At 67.5% G+C, this 17,490-nt stretch carries 15 protein-coding genes; 5 read left to right on the forward strand and 10 right to left on the reverse strand.

What is annotated here, in order from left to right; genetic code table 11:
* Window positions 1-13: 13 nt before the first annotated feature.
* The gene (locus ACSE4D_RS07660; protein ID WP_135537577.1) at window positions 14-1,012 is read left to right on the forward strand and encodes a serine/threonine dehydratase; all 999 of its coding nucleotides are present in this window, start codon (window positions 14-16) and stop codon (window positions 1,010-1,012) included.
* Between the two features lie 44 nt (window positions 1,013-1,056).
* Here ACSE4D_RS07660 and ACSE4D_RS07665 read toward each other — a convergent pair whose 3' ends face one another.
* Together ACSE4D_RS07665 and ACSE4D_RS07670 are read right to left on the reverse strand one after the other, a co-directional pair.
* Complete coding sequence (locus tag ACSE4D_RS07665) at window positions 1,057-1,242, reverse strand: hypothetical protein (RefSeq protein WP_135537578.1); 186 nt, start codon at window positions 1,240-1,242, stop codon at window positions 1,057-1,059.
* 415 nt (window positions 1,243-1,657) lie between these two features.
* A complete protein-coding gene (locus tag ACSE4D_RS07670; protein ID WP_135537579.1) occupies window positions 1,658-2,494 on the reverse strand; it encodes an ABC transporter ATP-binding protein in 837 nt (278 codons plus the stop codon).
* Between the two features lie 264 nt (window positions 2,495-2,758).
* Between ACSE4D_RS07670 and ACSE4D_RS07675 the strand changes: the two genes are divergently transcribed.
* Window positions 2,759-3,682, forward strand: a complete 924-nt coding sequence (locus ACSE4D_RS07675; RefSeq protein WP_135537580.1) for an IclR family transcriptional regulator — start codon at window positions 2,759-2,761, stop codon at window positions 3,680-3,682.
* Between the two features lie 79 nt (window positions 3,683-3,761).
* On the opposite strand, the gene ACSE4D_RS07680 is transcribed toward ACSE4D_RS07675, so the two are convergent.
* Window positions 3,762-4,676 (reverse strand): LysR family transcriptional regulator, encoded by a 915-nt coding sequence (locus tag ACSE4D_RS07680; RefSeq protein ID WP_135537581.1) that lies wholly within the window; start codon window positions 4,674-4,676, stop codon window positions 3,762-3,764.
* Window positions 4,677-4,750: 74 nt separating this feature from the next.
* Between ACSE4D_RS07680 and ACSE4D_RS07685 the strand changes: the two genes are divergently transcribed.
* Window positions 4,751-6,295, forward strand: a complete 1,545-nt coding sequence (locus tag ACSE4D_RS07685) for an aminotransferase class I/II-fold pyridoxal phosphate-dependent enzyme (RefSeq protein WP_135537582.1) — start codon at window positions 4,751-4,753, stop codon at window positions 6,293-6,295.
* Window positions 6,296-6,403: 108 nt separating this feature from the next.
* Here ACSE4D_RS07685 and purU read toward each other — a convergent pair whose 3' ends face one another.
* From purU to glyA, 7 genes are read right to left on the reverse strand one after another with little or no spacing between them, the layout of a single operon-like run.
* Complete coding sequence (gene purU / locus ACSE4D_RS07690; protein ID WP_425119175.1) at window positions 6,404-7,258, reverse strand: formyltetrahydrofolate deformylase; 855 nt, start codon at window positions 7,256-7,258, stop codon at window positions 6,404-6,406.
* Between the two features lie 45 nt (window positions 7,259-7,303).
* Entirely contained in the window at window positions 7,304-8,773 is a 1,470-nt protein-coding gene (locus ACSE4D_RS07695; RefSeq protein WP_436327006.1) for an L-serine ammonia-lyase, read from the reverse strand.
* Complete coding sequence (locus tag ACSE4D_RS07700; protein ID WP_436327007.1) at window positions 8,773-9,510, reverse strand: sarcosine oxidase subunit gamma; 738 nt, start codon at window positions 9,508-9,510, stop codon at window positions 8,773-8,775. Before ACSE4D_RS07700 ends, ACSE4D_RS07695 begins: the two co-directional genes overlap by 1 nt.
* Window positions 9,503-12,478: a 2Fe-2S iron-sulfur cluster-binding protein gene (locus ACSE4D_RS07705; protein ID WP_436327008.1), complete on the reverse strand. Its 2,976-nt coding sequence runs from the start codon at window positions 12,476-12,478 to the stop codon at window positions 9,503-9,505. Before ACSE4D_RS07705 ends, ACSE4D_RS07700 begins: the two co-directional genes overlap by 8 nt.
* Window positions 12,475-12,771, reverse strand: a complete 297-nt coding sequence (locus ACSE4D_RS07710) for a sarcosine oxidase subunit delta (RefSeq protein WP_135537587.1) — start codon at window positions 12,769-12,771, stop codon at window positions 12,475-12,477. The genes ACSE4D_RS07705 and ACSE4D_RS07710 overlap by 4 nt, the downstream gene beginning before the upstream one ends.
* A gap of 26 nt (window positions 12,772-12,797) precedes the next feature.
* On the reverse strand, window positions 12,798-14,015 hold the full coding sequence (locus tag ACSE4D_RS07715; protein ID WP_135537588.1) for a sarcosine oxidase subunit beta family protein: 1,218 nt from the start codon (window positions 14,013-14,015) through the stop codon (window positions 12,798-12,800).
* Window positions 14,015-15,394 (reverse strand): serine hydroxymethyltransferase, encoded by a 1,380-nt coding sequence (gene glyA / locus ACSE4D_RS07720; RefSeq protein ID WP_135537589.1) that lies wholly within the window; start codon window positions 15,392-15,394, stop codon window positions 14,015-14,017. The genes ACSE4D_RS07715 and glyA overlap by 1 nt, the downstream gene beginning before the upstream one ends.
* 136 nt (window positions 15,395-15,530) lie before the next feature.
* Here glyA and ACSE4D_RS07725 point away from each other — a divergent pair, with 136 nt between their 5' ends.
* Together ACSE4D_RS07725 and ACSE4D_RS07730 are read left to right on the forward strand one after the other, a co-directional pair.
* The gene (locus ACSE4D_RS07725; protein WP_135537590.1) at window positions 15,531-16,193 is read left to right on the forward strand and encodes a GntR family transcriptional regulator; all 663 of its coding nucleotides are present in this window, start codon (window positions 15,531-15,533) and stop codon (window positions 16,191-16,193) included.
* 168 nt (window positions 16,194-16,361) lie between these two features.
* The gene (locus ACSE4D_RS07730) at window positions 16,362-17,483 is read left to right on the forward strand and encodes a YkvI family membrane protein (protein ID WP_436327009.1); all 1,122 of its coding nucleotides are present in this window, start codon (window positions 16,362-16,364) and stop codon (window positions 17,481-17,483) included.
* Window positions 17,484-17,490: the final 7 nt, after the last annotated feature.

The following is a 17,490-nucleotide window of genomic DNA, read 5'->3' on the forward strand; positions in this document are numbered from 1 at the left end:
GGAGGATGCCCGCATGCCACCGGCCACGGAGCTGAGCCACACCGACATCGAGGCGGCCGCCGCACGGACCGGCGGGCGGGTACGGCCGGTCACGGTCACCTCGGCGCCGGAGGACGGGATCTTCTTCGCGCTCGAGTTCCTCCAGCACACGGGCACGTTCAAGGCCCGCGGTGCGCAGAATTTCATCCGCGCACACCTGGATGCCGGCACCTTCCCCGAGGCAGGGGTGACGATCGCCTCGGGCGGGAACGCGGGGCTCGCGTGTGCGTGGGCGGCCCGTGCGGCCGGGGTGCCCGCGACCGTGTTCCTGCCGACCACGGCCCCGAGCGTCAAGGTCGATCGGCTGCGCTCCTACGGGGCTCGCGTCGAGCTCGTCGGCAGCGAATTCGCCGAGGCGGCCGCCGCCTGCGACGAGTTCGTCGAGTCGTCCGGGGCGCTGGCCTCCCATGCCTACGACCACCCGCTCATCGCCGCCGGCGCGGGCACGCTCATGACCGAGATCCTCGGGCAGGTGCCCGATCTCGACACGGTCGTCGTCTCGGTCGGCGGGGGCGGGCTGTTCGCCGGAGTCGCGACGGCCGCTGCCCATCACGGAGTGCGCACGGTCGCGGTCGAGCCCAAGAACTGTCGGGCGCTCAATGCTGCACTCGAAGCGGGCGAACCGGTCGATGTCACGGTCGATTCGGTGGCAGCGGATTCGCTCGGAGCCCGGCGGGCGACGCCGCTGGGGGTGGCGGCTGCGCGGTCGGATCTGGTCACCTCGGTGCTGGTCGACGATGCGGCGATCAACGCCGCTCGGGAGCACCTGTGGGACGAGCATCGGCTCGCCGTCGAACATGCGGCGGCGACTGCACTTGCGGGGATCGACGGACCGCACCGCTCCGGTCAGTCGCGTGGATCGGACCGTTCCGACAGTTCAGGCGCCTCTGGCCCAGGCGCCTATGTGCCGGCTGCGGGCGAGAAGGTCTGCGTCATCCTGTGCGGGGCGAACACCAGCCTCGGAGATCTGTGACGCCGGCGGATTCCCGGCCCGAATGATTCCAGTGCTGACGGTCCTTAACTCTGGCGGTCCTTCGACCTCAGCGAGGCTTTGATGAGACCGAAGATCGCCATCGCGACAACCACGGCAATGATGGCCTTGACGAGGAACCACGCGATCGAGAACGCGATGTTGACCACCCACCAGGCGATGATGACGGCGATGATCGCGCCGATGATGCTCCACACGGTACTCATCTTCATGCCTCAAGCCTAGGCTCGAGCGCGGGTGGGTGCAATGACGGCCCGCACCATCCCAGCCGATCACCAGCTCCGGCTCATATGGCGATTCATCCCGGCAGCCCTCATCCCAGCGGCTGACATACCCGCCCTCATCCCGCCAGCTGGCGTTCCGGCACCCCTCATCCCGCCAGCTGGCTGGTCTCACCCCTTTAGTGCACTTCGCCATCAGGTTTGGTGCAGAACACCGTCACATTACGTACGGGCCATCAGTTCGCGTCATGATGATATGGACGAGATGTGGAAGTGCGACGCAACGTCGGCCGACGCACCAGCAAAACGCCGACTCAACCGACCGACGCGCCTCGACCGACGCACCTCAGCAAAGCGCCGACTCGGCCGGCGCCCCAGCAGAGCGCCGCCTCGGCAGAGCGCCGGGTCAGCCGACCGGCTCGGCACCGGCGGTGCTGACGGCTCGCACGGCTCCGGCCGTACGCACGGCGCGGGCCGACCAGCGACGGTCGGCGAAACCGACCTCGATCGGATGGTCGAAGGCGGCGGAGACCTTTTCGGAGGTGAGCACCTCGCCGATGGAGTCCGCGGCGGTCAGTCGTCCTTCGGAGATGAGTGCGGCGTGCGTCGTCGTCTCGGGGATCTCCTCGAGGTGGTGTGTGACCAGCAGTGTCGCCAGCTGCGGCGAGCGCACCGACAGGTCGTCGATGGTCTCGAGCAGCTGTTCGCGTGCTGCGACGTCGAGGCCGGTGGTCGGTTCGTCGAAGAGCAGCAGCTGCGGATCGGCGATGAGCGCACGAGCCACGAGCGTCTTCCCCCGCTCCCCCTGCGACAGCACCTTCCAGCCCGCGTCCGCACGCGAGGTCAGCCCCACCTCGGCGATGAGGGAGTCGGCTTTCGCCACCTCGTGCGGTTCCGGTTCCCAGCGCAGGGGGCGTTCGACGGTGCCGGTCAGGCCGGTGAGGACGACCTCGCGCACGGACAGGTTCGAGCGCAGCGGATGGCGCGGATTCACGTGCCCGATGAAGCGGCGGAGGGCGGCGAGTTCGACGCGGCCCATCCGGGATCCGAGGATGTCGACGGTGCCGGAGGTCGGGAACACCTGCGCCGAGGCGAAGCTGAGCAGAGTGGACTTTCCGGCCCCGTTCGGTCCGATGAGCACCCAGTGTTCGCCGGCTCGCATGCGCAGGTCGATGCCGTGGAGGATATGCGTCTGCCCCCGTCGGAACGTCACCCCGGCAATATCGAGGACGGTTTCGGCCACGTCCCACTCTCCTCTTGAGTTCGCTGCTCGGCGGGTTCCACGCCGAAGGTCCCGCCGTTCGGCCGGGCCCATTCGAGTCTAGGCCCACCCCTTGTCGAAGCCGCCGCCATCGGTCGCGGCCGCGTTCCACATATTGGATCGCGGAGTAAGACCTCTGACTCGTCGACGATCGCAGAATGAGACGCTCGACGCGCGTTCTTGGCCTGATGCCCCGCGGTCCGACCCTTCATTCCGCCGCTCGGGCGCACGGGCCATAATGGGGGCATGCACAATGGCGCCGACCCGAATGAGGAACTCCGCGAGGAACATCGCATCAGGATGCGTGGTCGACTCCTCCGCCGCTCCGCGTCGTTCAATGTCGCTCATGCCGTCGACTCGCTCGAGCCCGGCACCGGCGCCCAGAGCATCCAGCGCGCACTGACGCTGCTCAACCTCGTCGGCCTCATCGCCGGTGAGCGACGCGAAGGCGCAAGCCTGTCCGAACTCGCCTCGATCAGCGGCCGTCCGAAGGCCAGCGTCCACCGCATGCTCCAGGCGCTCATCGCCATGGGTTATGTCGAACGGCTCGAGGAAGGCGGGTACCGCCTCGGCGTGCAGTCCCAGATCCTCGGGCAGCTGGCGCAGAAATCGGTCGACCCCCTGGTCACGGAGTCCGAGTCGAGCCTGCTGCGCCTGGCCGAGCTCAGCCACGACACCGTGTTCCTCACCCTGCGCACCGGCAGCTACTCGATCTGCGCGCGCCGCGAGGAGGGCTTCGGCGAGATCTTCAACAACGCCCTGTCCGTGGGCGACCGGCACCCGCTGGGCATCGGGGCCGGGTCTTTGGCGATCCTGTCCGAGCTCTCCCCCGCCGAGGTGGACGCCCAGTTCGAAGCCAACGCCGAGATCCTCGCCGAACGGTATCCGAAGGTCTCGGTCCCGCACCTGCGCGACATCATCGACCAGGCCCGCATCGACGGCTTCGTCCACAATCCCGGACTCTTCGCTCAGGGATCGTGGGCCGTGGGAGTGCCGTTGCGCATCCGCGGCTCCCGACCGCGCGCGGCTCTGTCGATCGCGAGCATCGCCGACCGCGTCACCGGGCCCCGGGTCGAACGCCTCGTCGCCCTGCTCCGTCGTGAGGCGAAGGCCATCTCCGAGGCGCTGAGCTCGCAGACCGACCCGGCCCCGGACTCCGGCGACCTCTGAGGCCCTGTCTCATCTGGCTCGTCCGCCCGGCCCCTTCGCTCCGCCCCGCCGCGCGGCCCTTTCGTTCCGCCGGCACACCTCACCCCGCCGAGGCGGCCCCGCGTTCGGCTGCCACCGTTTCGAGGATCTCGCCCATCCATCCGACCGCCGCCGGGTTCGGTCCCGTGCGGGTGACGAAGGAGACCCGCCTGGTGCCGAGGTCCTGCTTCGCCGGTCTGATCTCAACGGCGAAGCCCGTATCGACGGCGGCCTCCGTCGTCAGCGCACAGCCGAGTCCTTCGGCGACGAGTCCGTGGATCATATAGAGGTCGTCGCTGCGCATGAGCTCACGGACCTCGAGTCCGAGTGACCGGTAGACGCGATTGAGCACGCGCACCGAGGCTTCGGACTCATTGCGGCTCGACACCCACGCGACCTCACCCATCTGCTCGACGTCGAGCACGTCCTGCTTCGCCAGCTGCCCGTCACGGGCGACCATGACCCGGTAGGGCTCGTCGAGCAGGGTGCGCAGTCTCAGTTCGGGCCCGGCGAATTCGGGCAGTTCGGGGATGTCGTAGATGAGGCCGGCATGGACCTCACCGCTGTGCAGCATGCGCACCACCTCGCTGGGCTCGGCCTCGACGACCTCGACGCGCACCGACTTCTGTGCCTGCAGTTCGGCGATCGCGGCCGGCAGCAGGCGTGAGCCGATCGAGGAGAAGGACCCGATCCGCAGGGTGACCACGCCCGCGTCGCGCTGCGCGGTCACGAGCTGTTCGGCGCGGTCGATGCGCTCGAGCACGGGCGCGATCTCCGCGGCGAAGGACTCGCCCAAGGGCGTCAGCCGGGCACCGCTCCGGGCCCGCTCGACGAGCTGCACACGCAGATGCGATTCGAGTGTTCGCAGGTGGTGGGTCACGGTCGGCACTCCGTGGCCGAGCACCTCGGCGGCGCGGTTGAGGCTCCCCACCTCCCGGACGGCCTGGAGGACCCGGAACTGCTGCAGATTCATCATGGTATAGACACTATGACAGTGTGATCGATTTCTTGCTATAGCGTAGGTTTCTTCGCTTCCGTAGCGTGAGTTCCATGCGCACCGATTCCCAGCTCTCCGAACTGCCCTCCGGCACCGTGGCCCACATCGACCCGCGCCAGCACGAGGCCCCGTACGCGGATGCCCTCCGCGCTCTGGCCGCCCAGGACTGGCAGCGTCTTCACGTCCCGGCTCATCAGGGCTCGGGCGCACATGCCCCGGGCCTGGCGGACATCGTCGGTGAGAGCGGCATGAGCATCGACTTCCCGATGCTCTTCAGCGGCATCGATCAGCAGAGTTGGAGGATGATCGATCACGATCGCCGGACTCCGATCGCGGCCGCCCAGCAGCTCGCCGCCGAGGCCTGGGGAGCCTCGCGCAGCTGGTTCATCACGAACGGCGCTTCCGGCGGCAACCACATCGCTACCACCGTCGTGCGCGGGCTGGGACGAGAGTTCGTGCTCCAGCGCAGCGTCCACTCCTCCGTCATCGACGGCATCATCCACGCCGAGCTGAGCCCGCATTTCGTCCACCCCCGGGTCGACGCCGGCCTCGGATCCTCCCACGGCGTCACCGTCGCCCAGGTCGAATCCGCACTCCGGCAGCATCCCGACAGCTCCGCCGTCTACCTCGTTTCTCCGAGCTACTTCGGCGCCGTGGCCGATATCGCCGCCATCGCCGAGGCGGCCCACTCCCACGATGTCCCGCTCATCGTCGATGAGGCCTGGGGCTCCCACTTCGGCATGCACCCGGATCTGCCGGTCAACGCAGTCCGCCTCGGCGCCGACCTCGTCATCTCGAGCACGCACAAGGGTGCGGGTTCGCTGGCCCAGTCCGCGATGATCCACCTCGGCCACTCCCGGCACGCCCGCCGCATCGACGGTCTCGTCGATCGGGTCGTGAAGTCCTACCAGTCGACCTCGAGCAGCTCTCTGCTGCTGGCTTCGCTCGACGAGGCCAGACGCCATCTGGTCACCCGCCCCGAGGCGATCGGCGCGGCCCTGGACACCGCCGCGGAGCTGCGCTCCCGGGTGAAGAGCGACACCCGCTTCCGTGATGCCACGCCCGATATCCTCGGCGGACACGATGCGATCGACCACGATCCGTTCAAGGTCGTCATCGACACCCGCGGCGCCGGAATCACGGGTGCCGAGGCCCAGTACCGGCTCATCCGCGACCACCGCATCTACTGCGAACTCGCAACCCCCTCGGCGCTGCTCCTGCTCATCGGTGCCACCTCGCCGGTCGACGTCGAACGGTTCTGGTCCGCCCTGCAGGCGCTGCCGCGATCGGAGTCCGAGCCGGAGCGTCCGATCGTCGTCCCCGGCAGCTGCGTCAAGCGCATGGAGATCAGCCAGGCGCATTTCGCGGACTCACAGGTCGTGGACTCCGCCGAGGCCATCGGTCAGGTCTCGGCCGACGCCCTGGCCGCTTATCCGCCCGGAGTGCCCAATGTGCTGCCCGGGGAAGTCCTCAGCGCCGAGGTGGTCTCCTTCCTCCGCATGACCGCGGCCGCACCGTCGGGATACGTCCGCGGCGCCCAGGACTCACGGATGGACACCTTCCGGGTCGTGAGCGATCGCTCCCGGGCCCGAGCCTGAAGCACCGAGGGGACCACTTGGTGTCGACCGGACCAGGCGCAACCCGCTCGCTCGAAGCCAAGTGGTCCGCTCGGCGAAGCGGGCTCGCGCCCCGCACTCAGCGCAGACTCAGCGCAGAACCACCGTCCTCTTGCCCGAGAGGAAGACACGACCGTCGCAATGCCACTTCACGGCATTGGACAGCGCTTTGCATTCGGCGTCGCGGCCGGCAGCGACGAGATCCTCGGGGGCGAAGGAATGGTCGACCTCGACGAGCTGCTGGGCGATGATCGGCCCCTCATCGAGCTCGCTGTTGACGAAGTGCGCGGTCGCTCCGACGGTCTTGACCCCGCGCTCCCACGCCTGGTGGTAGGGCTTGGCGCCCTTGAACGAAGGCAGGAACGAGTGGTGGATGTTGATCGCGCGTCCGGTGAGCTCGCGGGCGAGGTCATCGGAGAGGATCTGCATATAGCGGGCGAGCACCACGAGGTCGACTTCGAAGCGGTCGACGAGTTCGAGCAGCTTCGCCTCGGCCGCCGGTTTCGTCTCCTTCGTCACTGGGATCCGGAAGAACGGGATGTGATGCCATTCGACGAGTTCACGGTGGTCGGGGTGGTTCGACACGACGGCGGCGATCTCGATCGGCAGCTCGCCGACGCGGGCGCGGAAGAGCAGATCGTTGAGGCAGTGCTCGAACTTCGAGACCATGATGAGCACCCGTCGCTTCTCGCCCTGCGGCCACAGCTGCCAGGTCGCCCCGAACTCCTCGCCGATCGCCGCGAAGTCGGTCCGCAGCGCCTCGATCCCGTTGCCCGGCTCCTCGGAGACGCGGAAGTCGATGCGCAGGAACAGCTGCTGCGTCGACTGGTCATCGAACTGTTTGAACTCCTTGATGTCCCCGCCGTGGGTGAGCAGCGCACCGGTCACCGCATGGGTGATACCGGGACGCTCGGCGCATTCGAGAGTGAAGATGAAGTCCTGCATGTCTCTTTTCCTTCTGCAGTCGGGGTTCGGCTGGATCGCGGCCGCTCAGCATTCGACGACGTTGACGGCGAGGCCACCGCGCGATGTCTCCTTGTACTTGGATTTCATATCGGCTCCAGTCTGCCGCATGGTTTCGATCGCCTGGTCGAGGCTCACTCGATGCGAGCCGTCGCCGTGCATGGCGAGCCTCGCGGCGTTGATCGCCTTCACCGAGGCGATGGCATTGCGCTCGATGCAGGGGACCTGCACGGTTCCGCCGACCGGATCGCACGTGAGTCCGAGGTTGTGCTCGAGACCGATCTCGGCGGCGTTCTCCACCTGCTCCGGCGTCCCGCCGAGCACGGCGCACAGGCCCGCGGCAGCCATCGCACAGGCCGACCCGACCTCCCCCTGACAGCCCACCTCGGCGCCGGAGATCGAGGCATTGCGTTTGAACAGGATCCCGATCGCCCCAGCCGTGAGCAGGAACTCGACGACCGCGTCGTCGCTCGCCGCGCCGGGATCACCGGGGGCGTCGTCATCGACGGCGCCCTCGCCACCCGGCCCGTCCCCGATGACGAACCGGTCCATGTAGTGGAGCACCGCGGGGATGATGCCCGCCGCCCCGTTCGTCGGGGCGGTGACGATGCGCCCGCCCGAGGCGTTCTCCTCATTGACGGCCAGGGCATAGAGATTCACCCATTCGAGGGCATCGAGGGAACCCGAGGCACGGTATTCGGCGGCCTCAAGCGTCGATCGCAGCTGCGGGGCCCGCCGCCCCACTTTGAGACCGCCGGGCAGGGTCGTCTCCGTGCGTGTGCACCCGTTGTGCACGCATTCGCGCATCACCGCCCAGATGTCGAGCAGCTGTTTGCGCAGCAGCTCGTCGTCCTGGCGCTGACGTTCGTTGACCGCCATCAGCTCGGCGATGCTCAGCTGGTGCGCACGGCACTGTGCGACAAGCTCATCGGCCGTGGAGAACTCGATGGTGTCCCCGTCCCGACCATGCCCGTCCCGATCGTCCCCGACTGTGTCAATCGCCTCGGCGGCCTCCTTCTCCGCGGCGAGCTCCTCAGCGGTGACGACGAATCCCCCGCCCACCGAGTAGTACTCGCGCTCGATGAGCCCACCGTCGACCTCGGCGCTGATCCGCATCCCGTTGGGATGGCCGGGCAGCGATTCGCGCAGGTGCAGGGTGAGGTCGGTCTGTGCGTCGAAGGGCACGGACATTCGCCCGCCGAGGTGGAGCGTGCCCTTCTCACGCACCTCGGCGACCAGCGGTCCCACCGAATCCGGGTCGAGGGTCTCGGGTTCCAATCCGCTCAGTCCCGCGAGCACGGCGGAATCCGAACCGTGTCCGATTCCCGTCGCTCCGAGCGAGCCGTAGAGTCCGACCCGGATCGCATCGACGCGGCCGAGCAGCCCTGCGGCCTCGAGTTCCCGGACGAAGCGCACCGCCGCTCGCATCGGTCCCACCGTGTGCGAGGAGGAGGGGCCGATGCCGATGGAGAACAGGTCGAGGACCCCGAGCGCCATCAGCCGGTCCTCTCCGCTGTCACGCCGCGGTCGGCGCCGGTCGCACCGTCGGCACCGTCGCCGAGGAACTCCGCCATGCCGTCGAGCAGCCAGCGGACCAGGTAGTCGGCGAAGCTCGCGCGCGGGTAAACACGGTAGGCCTCCTCCGAGGAGTGGTGGAGGATGACCGGCACGGGGCCCAGCTGGGTGACGATCGCGGTGCCGATTCCGAAGGCGCGCGGGTGGAGGTCGGCGCGACAGCTCTTCTCGAGCACCTCGCGAGCTCTCCCACCGGAGAGTTCGAGGATCGTGCGGTTGGCCGAGAGGTCGACGGCCTGTCCGGGCAGCCCTTCGAGGCCCGCCTCGGCGACGAGGGTCTCCCCTGGCTGCTGCCGGCGGGAGACGTCGACGGCGAGGAATTCGTCGGGGCTCAGCCACAGGAGGTGCAGTCCTGCACTGTCGCCGGTGACCTCGCCGACCCGGCGGGGCAGCGGCAGGCCGAAGGCGTCTTCGAGCACTCGCCCCGAGGCTGAGTCGGGTTCGGCTCGGGCACCGAGCTGGACGGCGAACGGCAGTTCGCGCAGGGCCACGGCTCGGCCCCCAGCGGCCGATGCCTGAGCCATCTCGTCGGCCAGGTGAGCCGCCGGGGAGATGCGCAGGTCCTCGAGCGAACCGGCATCGGTGCGGTCGCGAACCGTTTGGGCAGCACTCCCCTGAGCAGTGCGGGCGGTGTCGGTGGAATAGGTGGTGTCAGCCATCGCGGCGGTTTCCTTCCGGGTCGTAGAAGACGGGCGAGGTGATCTCGACGTCGACGAGGGTGTCGCCGAACGGGGATTTCACGATCTCGCCTTCGCGGTTGCGGCCGTTCTCGACGAGGGCGAGTCCGAAGGGACGGTCGAGGTTGGGCGAGATGTAGGAGGAGGTGACGTGGCCGATCATCGGCACGGGTCCCTCGTCCGGCGTCACCGGCGTGGCCGAGGTGATGAGCTGTGCCCCCTCGGCCAGACGCGTGGTTCCGTCGACGGGCAGCACGCCCACGAGGTGCTTGCGGTCCTCCCGGGCCGTGTCGACACGGGAGTAGGAGCGTTTGCCGATGAAGTCCTTGAACTTCGAGACGATCCATTCCATGCCGGCGTCGGCCGGGGTCACGGTGCCGTCGGTGTCCTGGCCGACGATGATGAAGCCCTTCTCGGCGCGCAGCACGTGCATGACCTCGGTGCCGTAGGGGGTGATGTCGAACTCGGCCCCCGCCTCGGCGACGGCCTCCCAGACGGCGAGTCCGTAGAACGTGTCGACGTTGATCTCGAAGGCGAGCTCACCGGAGAACGAGATCCGGCAGATCCGTGCGGGAATGCCGCCTACCAGCGTCGTCTCCCGGAAGCCCATGAACTCGAAGGCCTCGTTCGACACGTCGAGGTTGGGGGCGAGTTTGGCGATGACCTCACGCGACCGGGGGCCGGCCACGGCGACGGTCGCCCACTGTTCGGTCACCGAGGTGAAGACGACGTCGAGTTCGGGCCACTCGGTCTGGTGCCATTCCTCGAGCCATTCGAGGACGGTCGCCGCCCCGCCGGTCGTCGTCGTCATGTAGTAGCGGTCCTCGGCCACGCGCAGGGTCACGCCGTCGTCGAAGATCATCCCGTCGGGCTTGCACATCAGCCCGTAGCGGCCCTTGCCGACCTTCAGCTTCTTGAACCCATTCGTGTAGATCCGACCGAGGAACTCTCCGGCATCCGTGCCGCGGATCTCGATCTTGCCGAGCGTCGAGGCATCTTGGAAGCCGACGGATTCGCGCACGGCCTTGCCCTCGCGCAGCACCGCCGCGTCCATGTCCTCACCCGGCTTCGGGTAGTACCAGGGACGCTTCCACTGTCCGACATCCTCGAACTCGGCGCCGTGGGCGACATGCCACGAGTGGATCGACGTGATGCGGGCCGGGTCGAACAGCTCGCCCTTGCGACGTCCGGCCAGAGCGGCGAACGGGACGGGGGCGAAGGGAGCGCGGAAGGTCGTGTGACCGACCTGTCCGAGGTCCGCGGCTTCGCCCAGCACCGAGGCGATCGCGCCGATCGCGTTGACCGCCGAGGTCTTGCCCTGGTCGTTCGCCGTCGAGATCGAGGTGTAGCGCTTGATGTGCTCGACCGAGCGCATCCCCGCATTCATCGCCCGCTGGACGTCGGCGACGGTCTGATCGCGCTGGAAGTCGATGAAATGCGTGGTCAGAGCCGTGTGCTCGTCCTTCGCCGAGGTGACCAGCCACAGCGGGCGGGCCGGGGCGCAGGCCATCGGCGCGGCGGCCGGAACGTTGAGTTCGATGGGGAAACCGGTGCGGTCGGCTGCGGCATTGCCGGCTTCGGCCCCCTGCCTGAGGGCCGCTTCGAGCGAATAGTCGCCGTTGATCGCTCCTGCCGTGGACTGGTTCGGCACGGGGGTCGTCGGGACGAAGGCGGCGATGTCGGCTCGCCAGTGGATCGGGCCCTTGCGCTGGCCGTGGAGGTGGATGACCGGTGAGTGTCCGCCGCTGACGGCGAGCAGATCGACGGCGATGTCCTCACCATCGTCCTCTGCGACACCGTCCTCGTCGAGACCGGAGACCGTGATCGCACTGATCCGTCCCGCCGGGCCCTCACCTGCGGTGCCGCTGACGGCGGAGCCGAGGATGAGTCGTACGCCCGTCTCCTCGCTCACGCGCTTCGCCGCCGCCGAGGCGGTTGTCCGGGAGTCGATGACCGCGGGGATGTCGATGCCGGCTGCATGCAGGTCCGAGACGAGCTCGTAGGCGGAGTCGTTCGTCGTGGCCACGGCGATCGAGTCACCGGCGGCGACTCCGTAGCGGTTGAGGTAGGTGCGCACCGCCGTGGCGAGCATGATGCCGGGGCGGTCGTTGTCGGCGAAGACGATCGGACGATCATGGGCACCGGTGGCGAGCACGACCTGTCCGGCTCGAATGTGCCAGACGCGCTGGCGGGTGCCGGGGCGGGCCGATGCGGTGCCTGTGCTGTCCGGATCTCCGGCCCCGTCGGCGCCGACGAGCTCGACGGTGCGGTCTTCGAGGGCGACGAAATAGTTCGAGTCGTAGCTGCCGAAGACCGTGGTGTTCGGCACGCAGCTCAGTTCCTCGTCCTCGGCGAATCCGGCGAGGGTGGTCTCGATCCACTCGACGGGGTCCTGTCCGTCGATGGTCTCCGCGGCCGAGCTGCCCGAGGAGGGCGTCGATGCCGACAGCAGCGATCCGCCGGGGGCGGGACCATCATCGAGCAGCAGTGTCCGGGCACCGGATCTGCCTGCCTCACGGGCCGCGGCCAGGCCTGCCGGTCCCGCTCCGACGACGAGGACATCGGTGTGGACGTGCTTGTGTTCGTAGACGAGCTCGTCCTGGCCGGGGTCGAGGATGCCCAGACCCGCGAGGTATTCGGCTTCGAGCCCCTCGGTGATGGCGACGCGTGTGGCCGGCAGCATCGATTCGGAGACGTCCCCGGGGACGCGGGCCTTGACGCGCACCAGAGCGTTCGACTCTTCGATGCCTGCGCCGAGGATTCCGCGGGCCCGCGACAGGTAGGTGGAGTTGCCGCAGTCGACGCGGCCGGCGGCGATGAGGGCGCTGGCGATGGTGTCTCCGGCGAAGCCCGAATAGGACTGTCCGTCGACGGTGAAGGAGATCGGGCGGCTGCGATCGATGCCGCGGGCTCCGGCGATCCGGGTGTCGGTCAAGCGTGGGTCTGTCATTGTCCGGCCTCGCCTTCGAGTGTTGTCGGTCGGTTATCGCCCATCGGGTAGACGGCGATGAAGTCATAGGTCACGGTGTCGCGGACGGCGTTGAACCATTTGCGGCAGCCTGCGCTGTGGCTCCACATCTCCGCGTAGGCACCGCGGTCGTTGTCGCGGTAGAAGAGGTATTCGGCCCACTCCCTGTCGCTCAGGGCGTGTGGGTCGGCGGGGTAGGGCACGTGGGCCTGACCGCCGTAGTGGAATTCGGTTTCGTCGCGCGGCCCGCAGTTCGGGCAGTCGATGAGAAGCATGTCGGTCCTTTCCGTCTCGTATCGGCTCAGTGGGCCACGGCGGCAGCGCCGTGCTCGTCGATGAGGTGGCCGGTCTCGAAGCGGTCGAGTGCGTAGGGGGCGTTGAGCGGGTGGGGTTCGTCGTTCGCGATGGTGTGGGCGAAGGTGAGACCTGCCGCCGGAGTTCCCTTGAAGCCTCCGGTGCCCCAGCCGCAGTTGGCGTAGAGTCCTTCGACTTCGGTCTTCGACACGATCGGCGAAGCATCGAGGGTGACGTCGACGTTTCCGCCCCAGGTGCGCAGCACATGGGCTCGGGAGAAGATCGGGAACAGTTCGACCGCGGCGGCCAGCTGCTCCTCGATGACGTGGAAGCCGCCTCGTTGGCCGTAGCCGTTGTATTGATCGACTCCGGCGCCCATGACGAGTTCGCCCTTGTGCGCCTGGGAGACGTAGACGTGGACGTGGTTGGACATGACGACGGTCGGGTGCACGGGTTCGAAGAGCTCGGAGACCAGGGCCTGGAGCGGGTGGGACTGGATGGGCAGGCGGATGCCGGCCATCTCGGCGAGCACCGAGGAGTCTCCGGCCACGCACAGGGCGACCTTCTCGGTGGCGATCGGCCCGCGGGTGGTCTGGACTCCGACGACCTTGTCGCCGATGCGCTCGATATCGGTGACTTCGCAGTTCTGGATGATGTCGACGCCCATCTCATCGCATTTGCGGGCGAAGGCCCAGGCGACGTGGTCGTGCTTGGCGATGCCGGCGCGCGGCTGGAAGGTCGCGCCCATGACCGGGTAGCGCAGGTCGTCGCCGATGTTGATGATGGGGCAGACTTCCTTGACCTGTTTGGGGTCGAGCCATTCGGCGTCGACGCCGTTGAGGACGTTGGCGTTGACCCGTCTCTGGGATTCGCGGACGTCCTGGAGGGTGTGGGCGAGGTTGAGCACACCGCGCTGGGAGAAGAGGAAGTCGTAGTCGAGCTCTTCGGGCAGCTGTTCCCACAGCTTGAGTGACTTCTCGTAGATCGCGGCCGATTCGTCCCACAGGTAGTTCGAGCGGATGATCGTCGTGTTCCGGGCCATGTTGCCCCCGGCGAGCCATCCGCGTTCGAGGATCGCGATGTTTCTCATGCCGTGGTTCTTCGCCAGGTAGTACGCGGTGGCCAGTCCGTGTCCGCCCCCGCCGACGATGACGGCCTCATAGGACTTCTTCGGTTCCGGATTGCGCCACAGGAAGTCTGGGTGCTCGGGTAGCTGGTCAGCCATCAGCGTGCTCCGATCTCTGAGATGGTGGGGTAGAGCGGGTGGTCGTTCGCGAGTCGGGTGACCCGGCGGCTCAGTTCGGCAATGGTCTCGGGGCTCGCGCCGCCTTCGGTCGCACCGGCTTTGAGCACTTCGGCGATGATGTCGGTCACCTCGGCGAAGGCAGCGGATCCGAAGCCGCGGCTGGCCAGGGCCGGGGTGCCGATCCGCAGCCCCGAGGTGACCATCGGCGGGCGGGGATCGTCGGGCACGGCATTGCGGTTGACGGTGATGCCGATGGCGGCGAGCAGGTCTTCGGCCTGGGCGCCGTCGAGGACGGACTCTCTCAGATCGACGAGGACGAGGTGGACGTCGGTGCCGCCGGTGAGGACCGCGATGCCGCGCTCGGCGACATCGTCTTCGGTCAGGCGGCGCGCGAGTTCCGAGGCTCCGGCCAGGGTCCGTCTCTGCTTGTCGGCGAAGGTGTCGGTGGCAGCCAGGCCGAAGGCCACGGCCTTGCCGGCGATGACGTGTTCCAGCGGTCCTCCCTGCTGGCCGGGGAAGACAGCGGAGTTGATCTTCTTCGCAATGTCGGCCTCATTGGTGAGGATGATGCCGCCGCGGGGACCGCCGAGGGTCTTGTGCGTCGTCGAGGACACGACGTGGGCGTGCGGGACCGGTGAGGGGTGGAGGCCAGCGGCGACGAGACCGGCGAAGTGGGCCATGTCGACCATGAGGTAGGCGCCGACGGCATCGGCGATGCGGCGGAACTCGGCGAAGTCGAGCTGCCGGGTGTACGCCGACCAGCCGGCGACGATGAGCTTCGGCTCGTGCTCGTTGGCGAGTCGTTCGACCTCGGCCATGTCGACGCGTCCGGTCTCTTCGTCGAGGCCGTACGGGACGATCGAGTAGAGGCGACCGGAGAAGTTGATCTTCATTCCGTGGGTGAGGTGGCCGCCGTGGGCGAGGTTGAGGCCGAGCACGGTGTCGCCGGGACGGATGAGGGCGTGCATGACCGCGGCGTTGGCCTGGGCGCCGGAGTGCGGCTGGACGTTGGCGTACTCGGCGCCGAAGAGGGCCTTGACCCGATCGATGGCGATGCGTTCGATCTCGTCGACGTGTTCGCAGCCGCCGTAGTAGCGGCGTCCCGGGTAGCCCTCGGCGTACTTGTTCGTGAGCACCGATCCCTGTGCGGCCATGACCGCTGCGGCGGTGTGGTTCTCCGAGGCGATCATCTCAAGCCCCTCACGCTGCCGGGCCAGTTCGGCGTCGATGAAGCCCGCGATCTCGGGATCGAGTTCGGCGATCGCTGTGCTCAGTTCGACAGGCTCACGACTGGGGAAGACGGACTCCGGGGTCGCCTCGGCGAGGCTGTCAGGACGGGAGACGAGCTGCTCTGTCATGGATCTCCTTCGATCTGTGGCGATCAGACCTCGGCGTCTGATCGGCAACTAATATATCAGCTGTGTTCCTGTAGTCTATGCAGAGGAATCCGCTCAGTGCAACAGATTCGCCAGCACTTTCTTCAGGAGTCACCCCATGGCCACGCCCGCCGACGCGACGTCACCGACGCCGACTCTGGCGAATCGCGCCTATGAGATCCTTCGCCACCGGCTCATCATGCTCGACATCGGCCCCGGCGACCCGATCAACGAGGCGGCACTGAGCGCGGAACTCGAAGTCGGCCGCACCCCCATCCGCGAGGCCCTCAAGCGACTCGAGCGCGACCACCTCGTCGTGTCCTACCCGCGCCGGGGGACCTTCGCGACCAATGTCGATCTCACGGATCTGGCGACGATCTCCGAAATGCGGGAGGCTCTCGAGCCGATCGCGGCCAGACGGGCCGCACGCAGCCTCACCCCCGAGCGACGCCAGGACTTCACCGCAGCGATCTCCGACCTCAGGGCCCTCGGCTCGACCGACGAGCAGCGCACGCTCATGGAACGCGACCTCGAGGTCCATCGCCTCATCTACAGCTCAGTCGACAATCCGCACCTGTCCGAGACGCTCATTCGGCTCGATGATCTGGCCACCCGCATCTGGTGCCTCGTCATCCCTGGGATCCCCGATCTCATCGGCCACATCCGCGAGCACATCGATCTGCTCGAGGCGATCCTCGACGGCGATGAGGAATCGGTTGCCGCCCGTGCCGCCGAGCACGTCCGCGAGTTCGACAAGACCGTCCGCTCCACCCTGGGCTGAGCCCTCACCGAGGCGGAACCGACTCCAGTCGGAGGGGATCGATCCGCGTCGCACCCTCTCCGCCCGTTGACGCATCGGAGCTGCGGCACTAACGTTTGTCCAGGTGATATATCAGTTGTCGATCTGATGATCGGCGATCGCTCCATCCCTCAAAGAAGAAGGACTTCCATGACTGACACCTCTGCTGCCGCCCATCTGGCCACGACCGAGAAGACCAGCATCCTGCGCGTCATCACCTATGCGGGGGCGATCATCGCGTTCCTCATCGGCTCGGGCTTCGCGACCGGTCAGGAGATCCTCCAGTACTACGCGTCCTACGGATTCTGGGGTGTCTTCGGCACGGGCCTGCTCGTCCTCGTGCTCATCTCCTACGTCGCTGTCGAATTCTTCCTCACCGGCCGCCGCGAGCAGTTCGAGAAACCCTCGGGAGTCTTCTACCACTACTGCGGCAGGTACCTCGGCACGTTCTTCGACTTCTTCTCGATCCTGTTCGTCTTCCTGAGCTTCACGGTCATGATCTCCGGCGCCGGAGCAGTTTTCGAGGAGTACTACGGTCTGTCGAAGTACATCGGCGGTGTCGCCCTGGCCGCCGCCGTCGGACTCACGGTGTGGTTCGGGCTGACGAGCCTCGTCGATGTCATCGGAAAGATCGGGCCCGTCATCGTCGTCGTGGCGATCGCTCTGGGCGTCTACGGCATCATGCGCGACCCGGAGGGGATCTCGACCGGGAATGCGATCCTTCCGAGCCTCGATGTCACGCAGGCCTCGTCGAACTGGTTCCTGGCGGGCCTGTCATACGTCGGCTTCTGCATGCTCTGGCTCGCGGCCTTCCTCTCAGCACTGGGCAAGACAGTGAAGAACCGTCGTGAAGCCAGCGGCGGAGCACTCCTCGGCGGAATCGCGTTCTCGGCCGCGTGCATGGTCGTCGGCCTCGGACTGCTGGCGAACATCGAACAGGTCTACGATGCGGAGATCCCGATGCTCGTCCTCGCCGGCAACCTCGGCCCCTGGGTCGGCGCGCTCATCTCGGCGATGATCCTCGCCGGCATCTACACCACGGCCATTCCCCTGCTGTGGACGGTTTCTGCACGGTTCTTCGATGACAAGACGAAGAAGTTCAAGTACCTCACGATCGCCCTCGCGGCCCTCGGCACGATCGTCGGCCTGGTCCTGCCGTTCTCGCAGATGGTCAACATCGTCTATGTCATCAACGGCTATGTCGGGATCGTGCTCCTCGCACTCATGATCATCCGCACGATCAGACATCTCACTGCCCGCAGCAGTCACTGACCTCACC

It is taken from the genome of Brevibacterium sp. FAM 27836, assembly GCF_051351055.1.
Classification (GTDB): domain Bacteria; phylum Actinomycetota; class Actinomycetes; order Actinomycetales; family Brevibacteriaceae; genus Brevibacterium.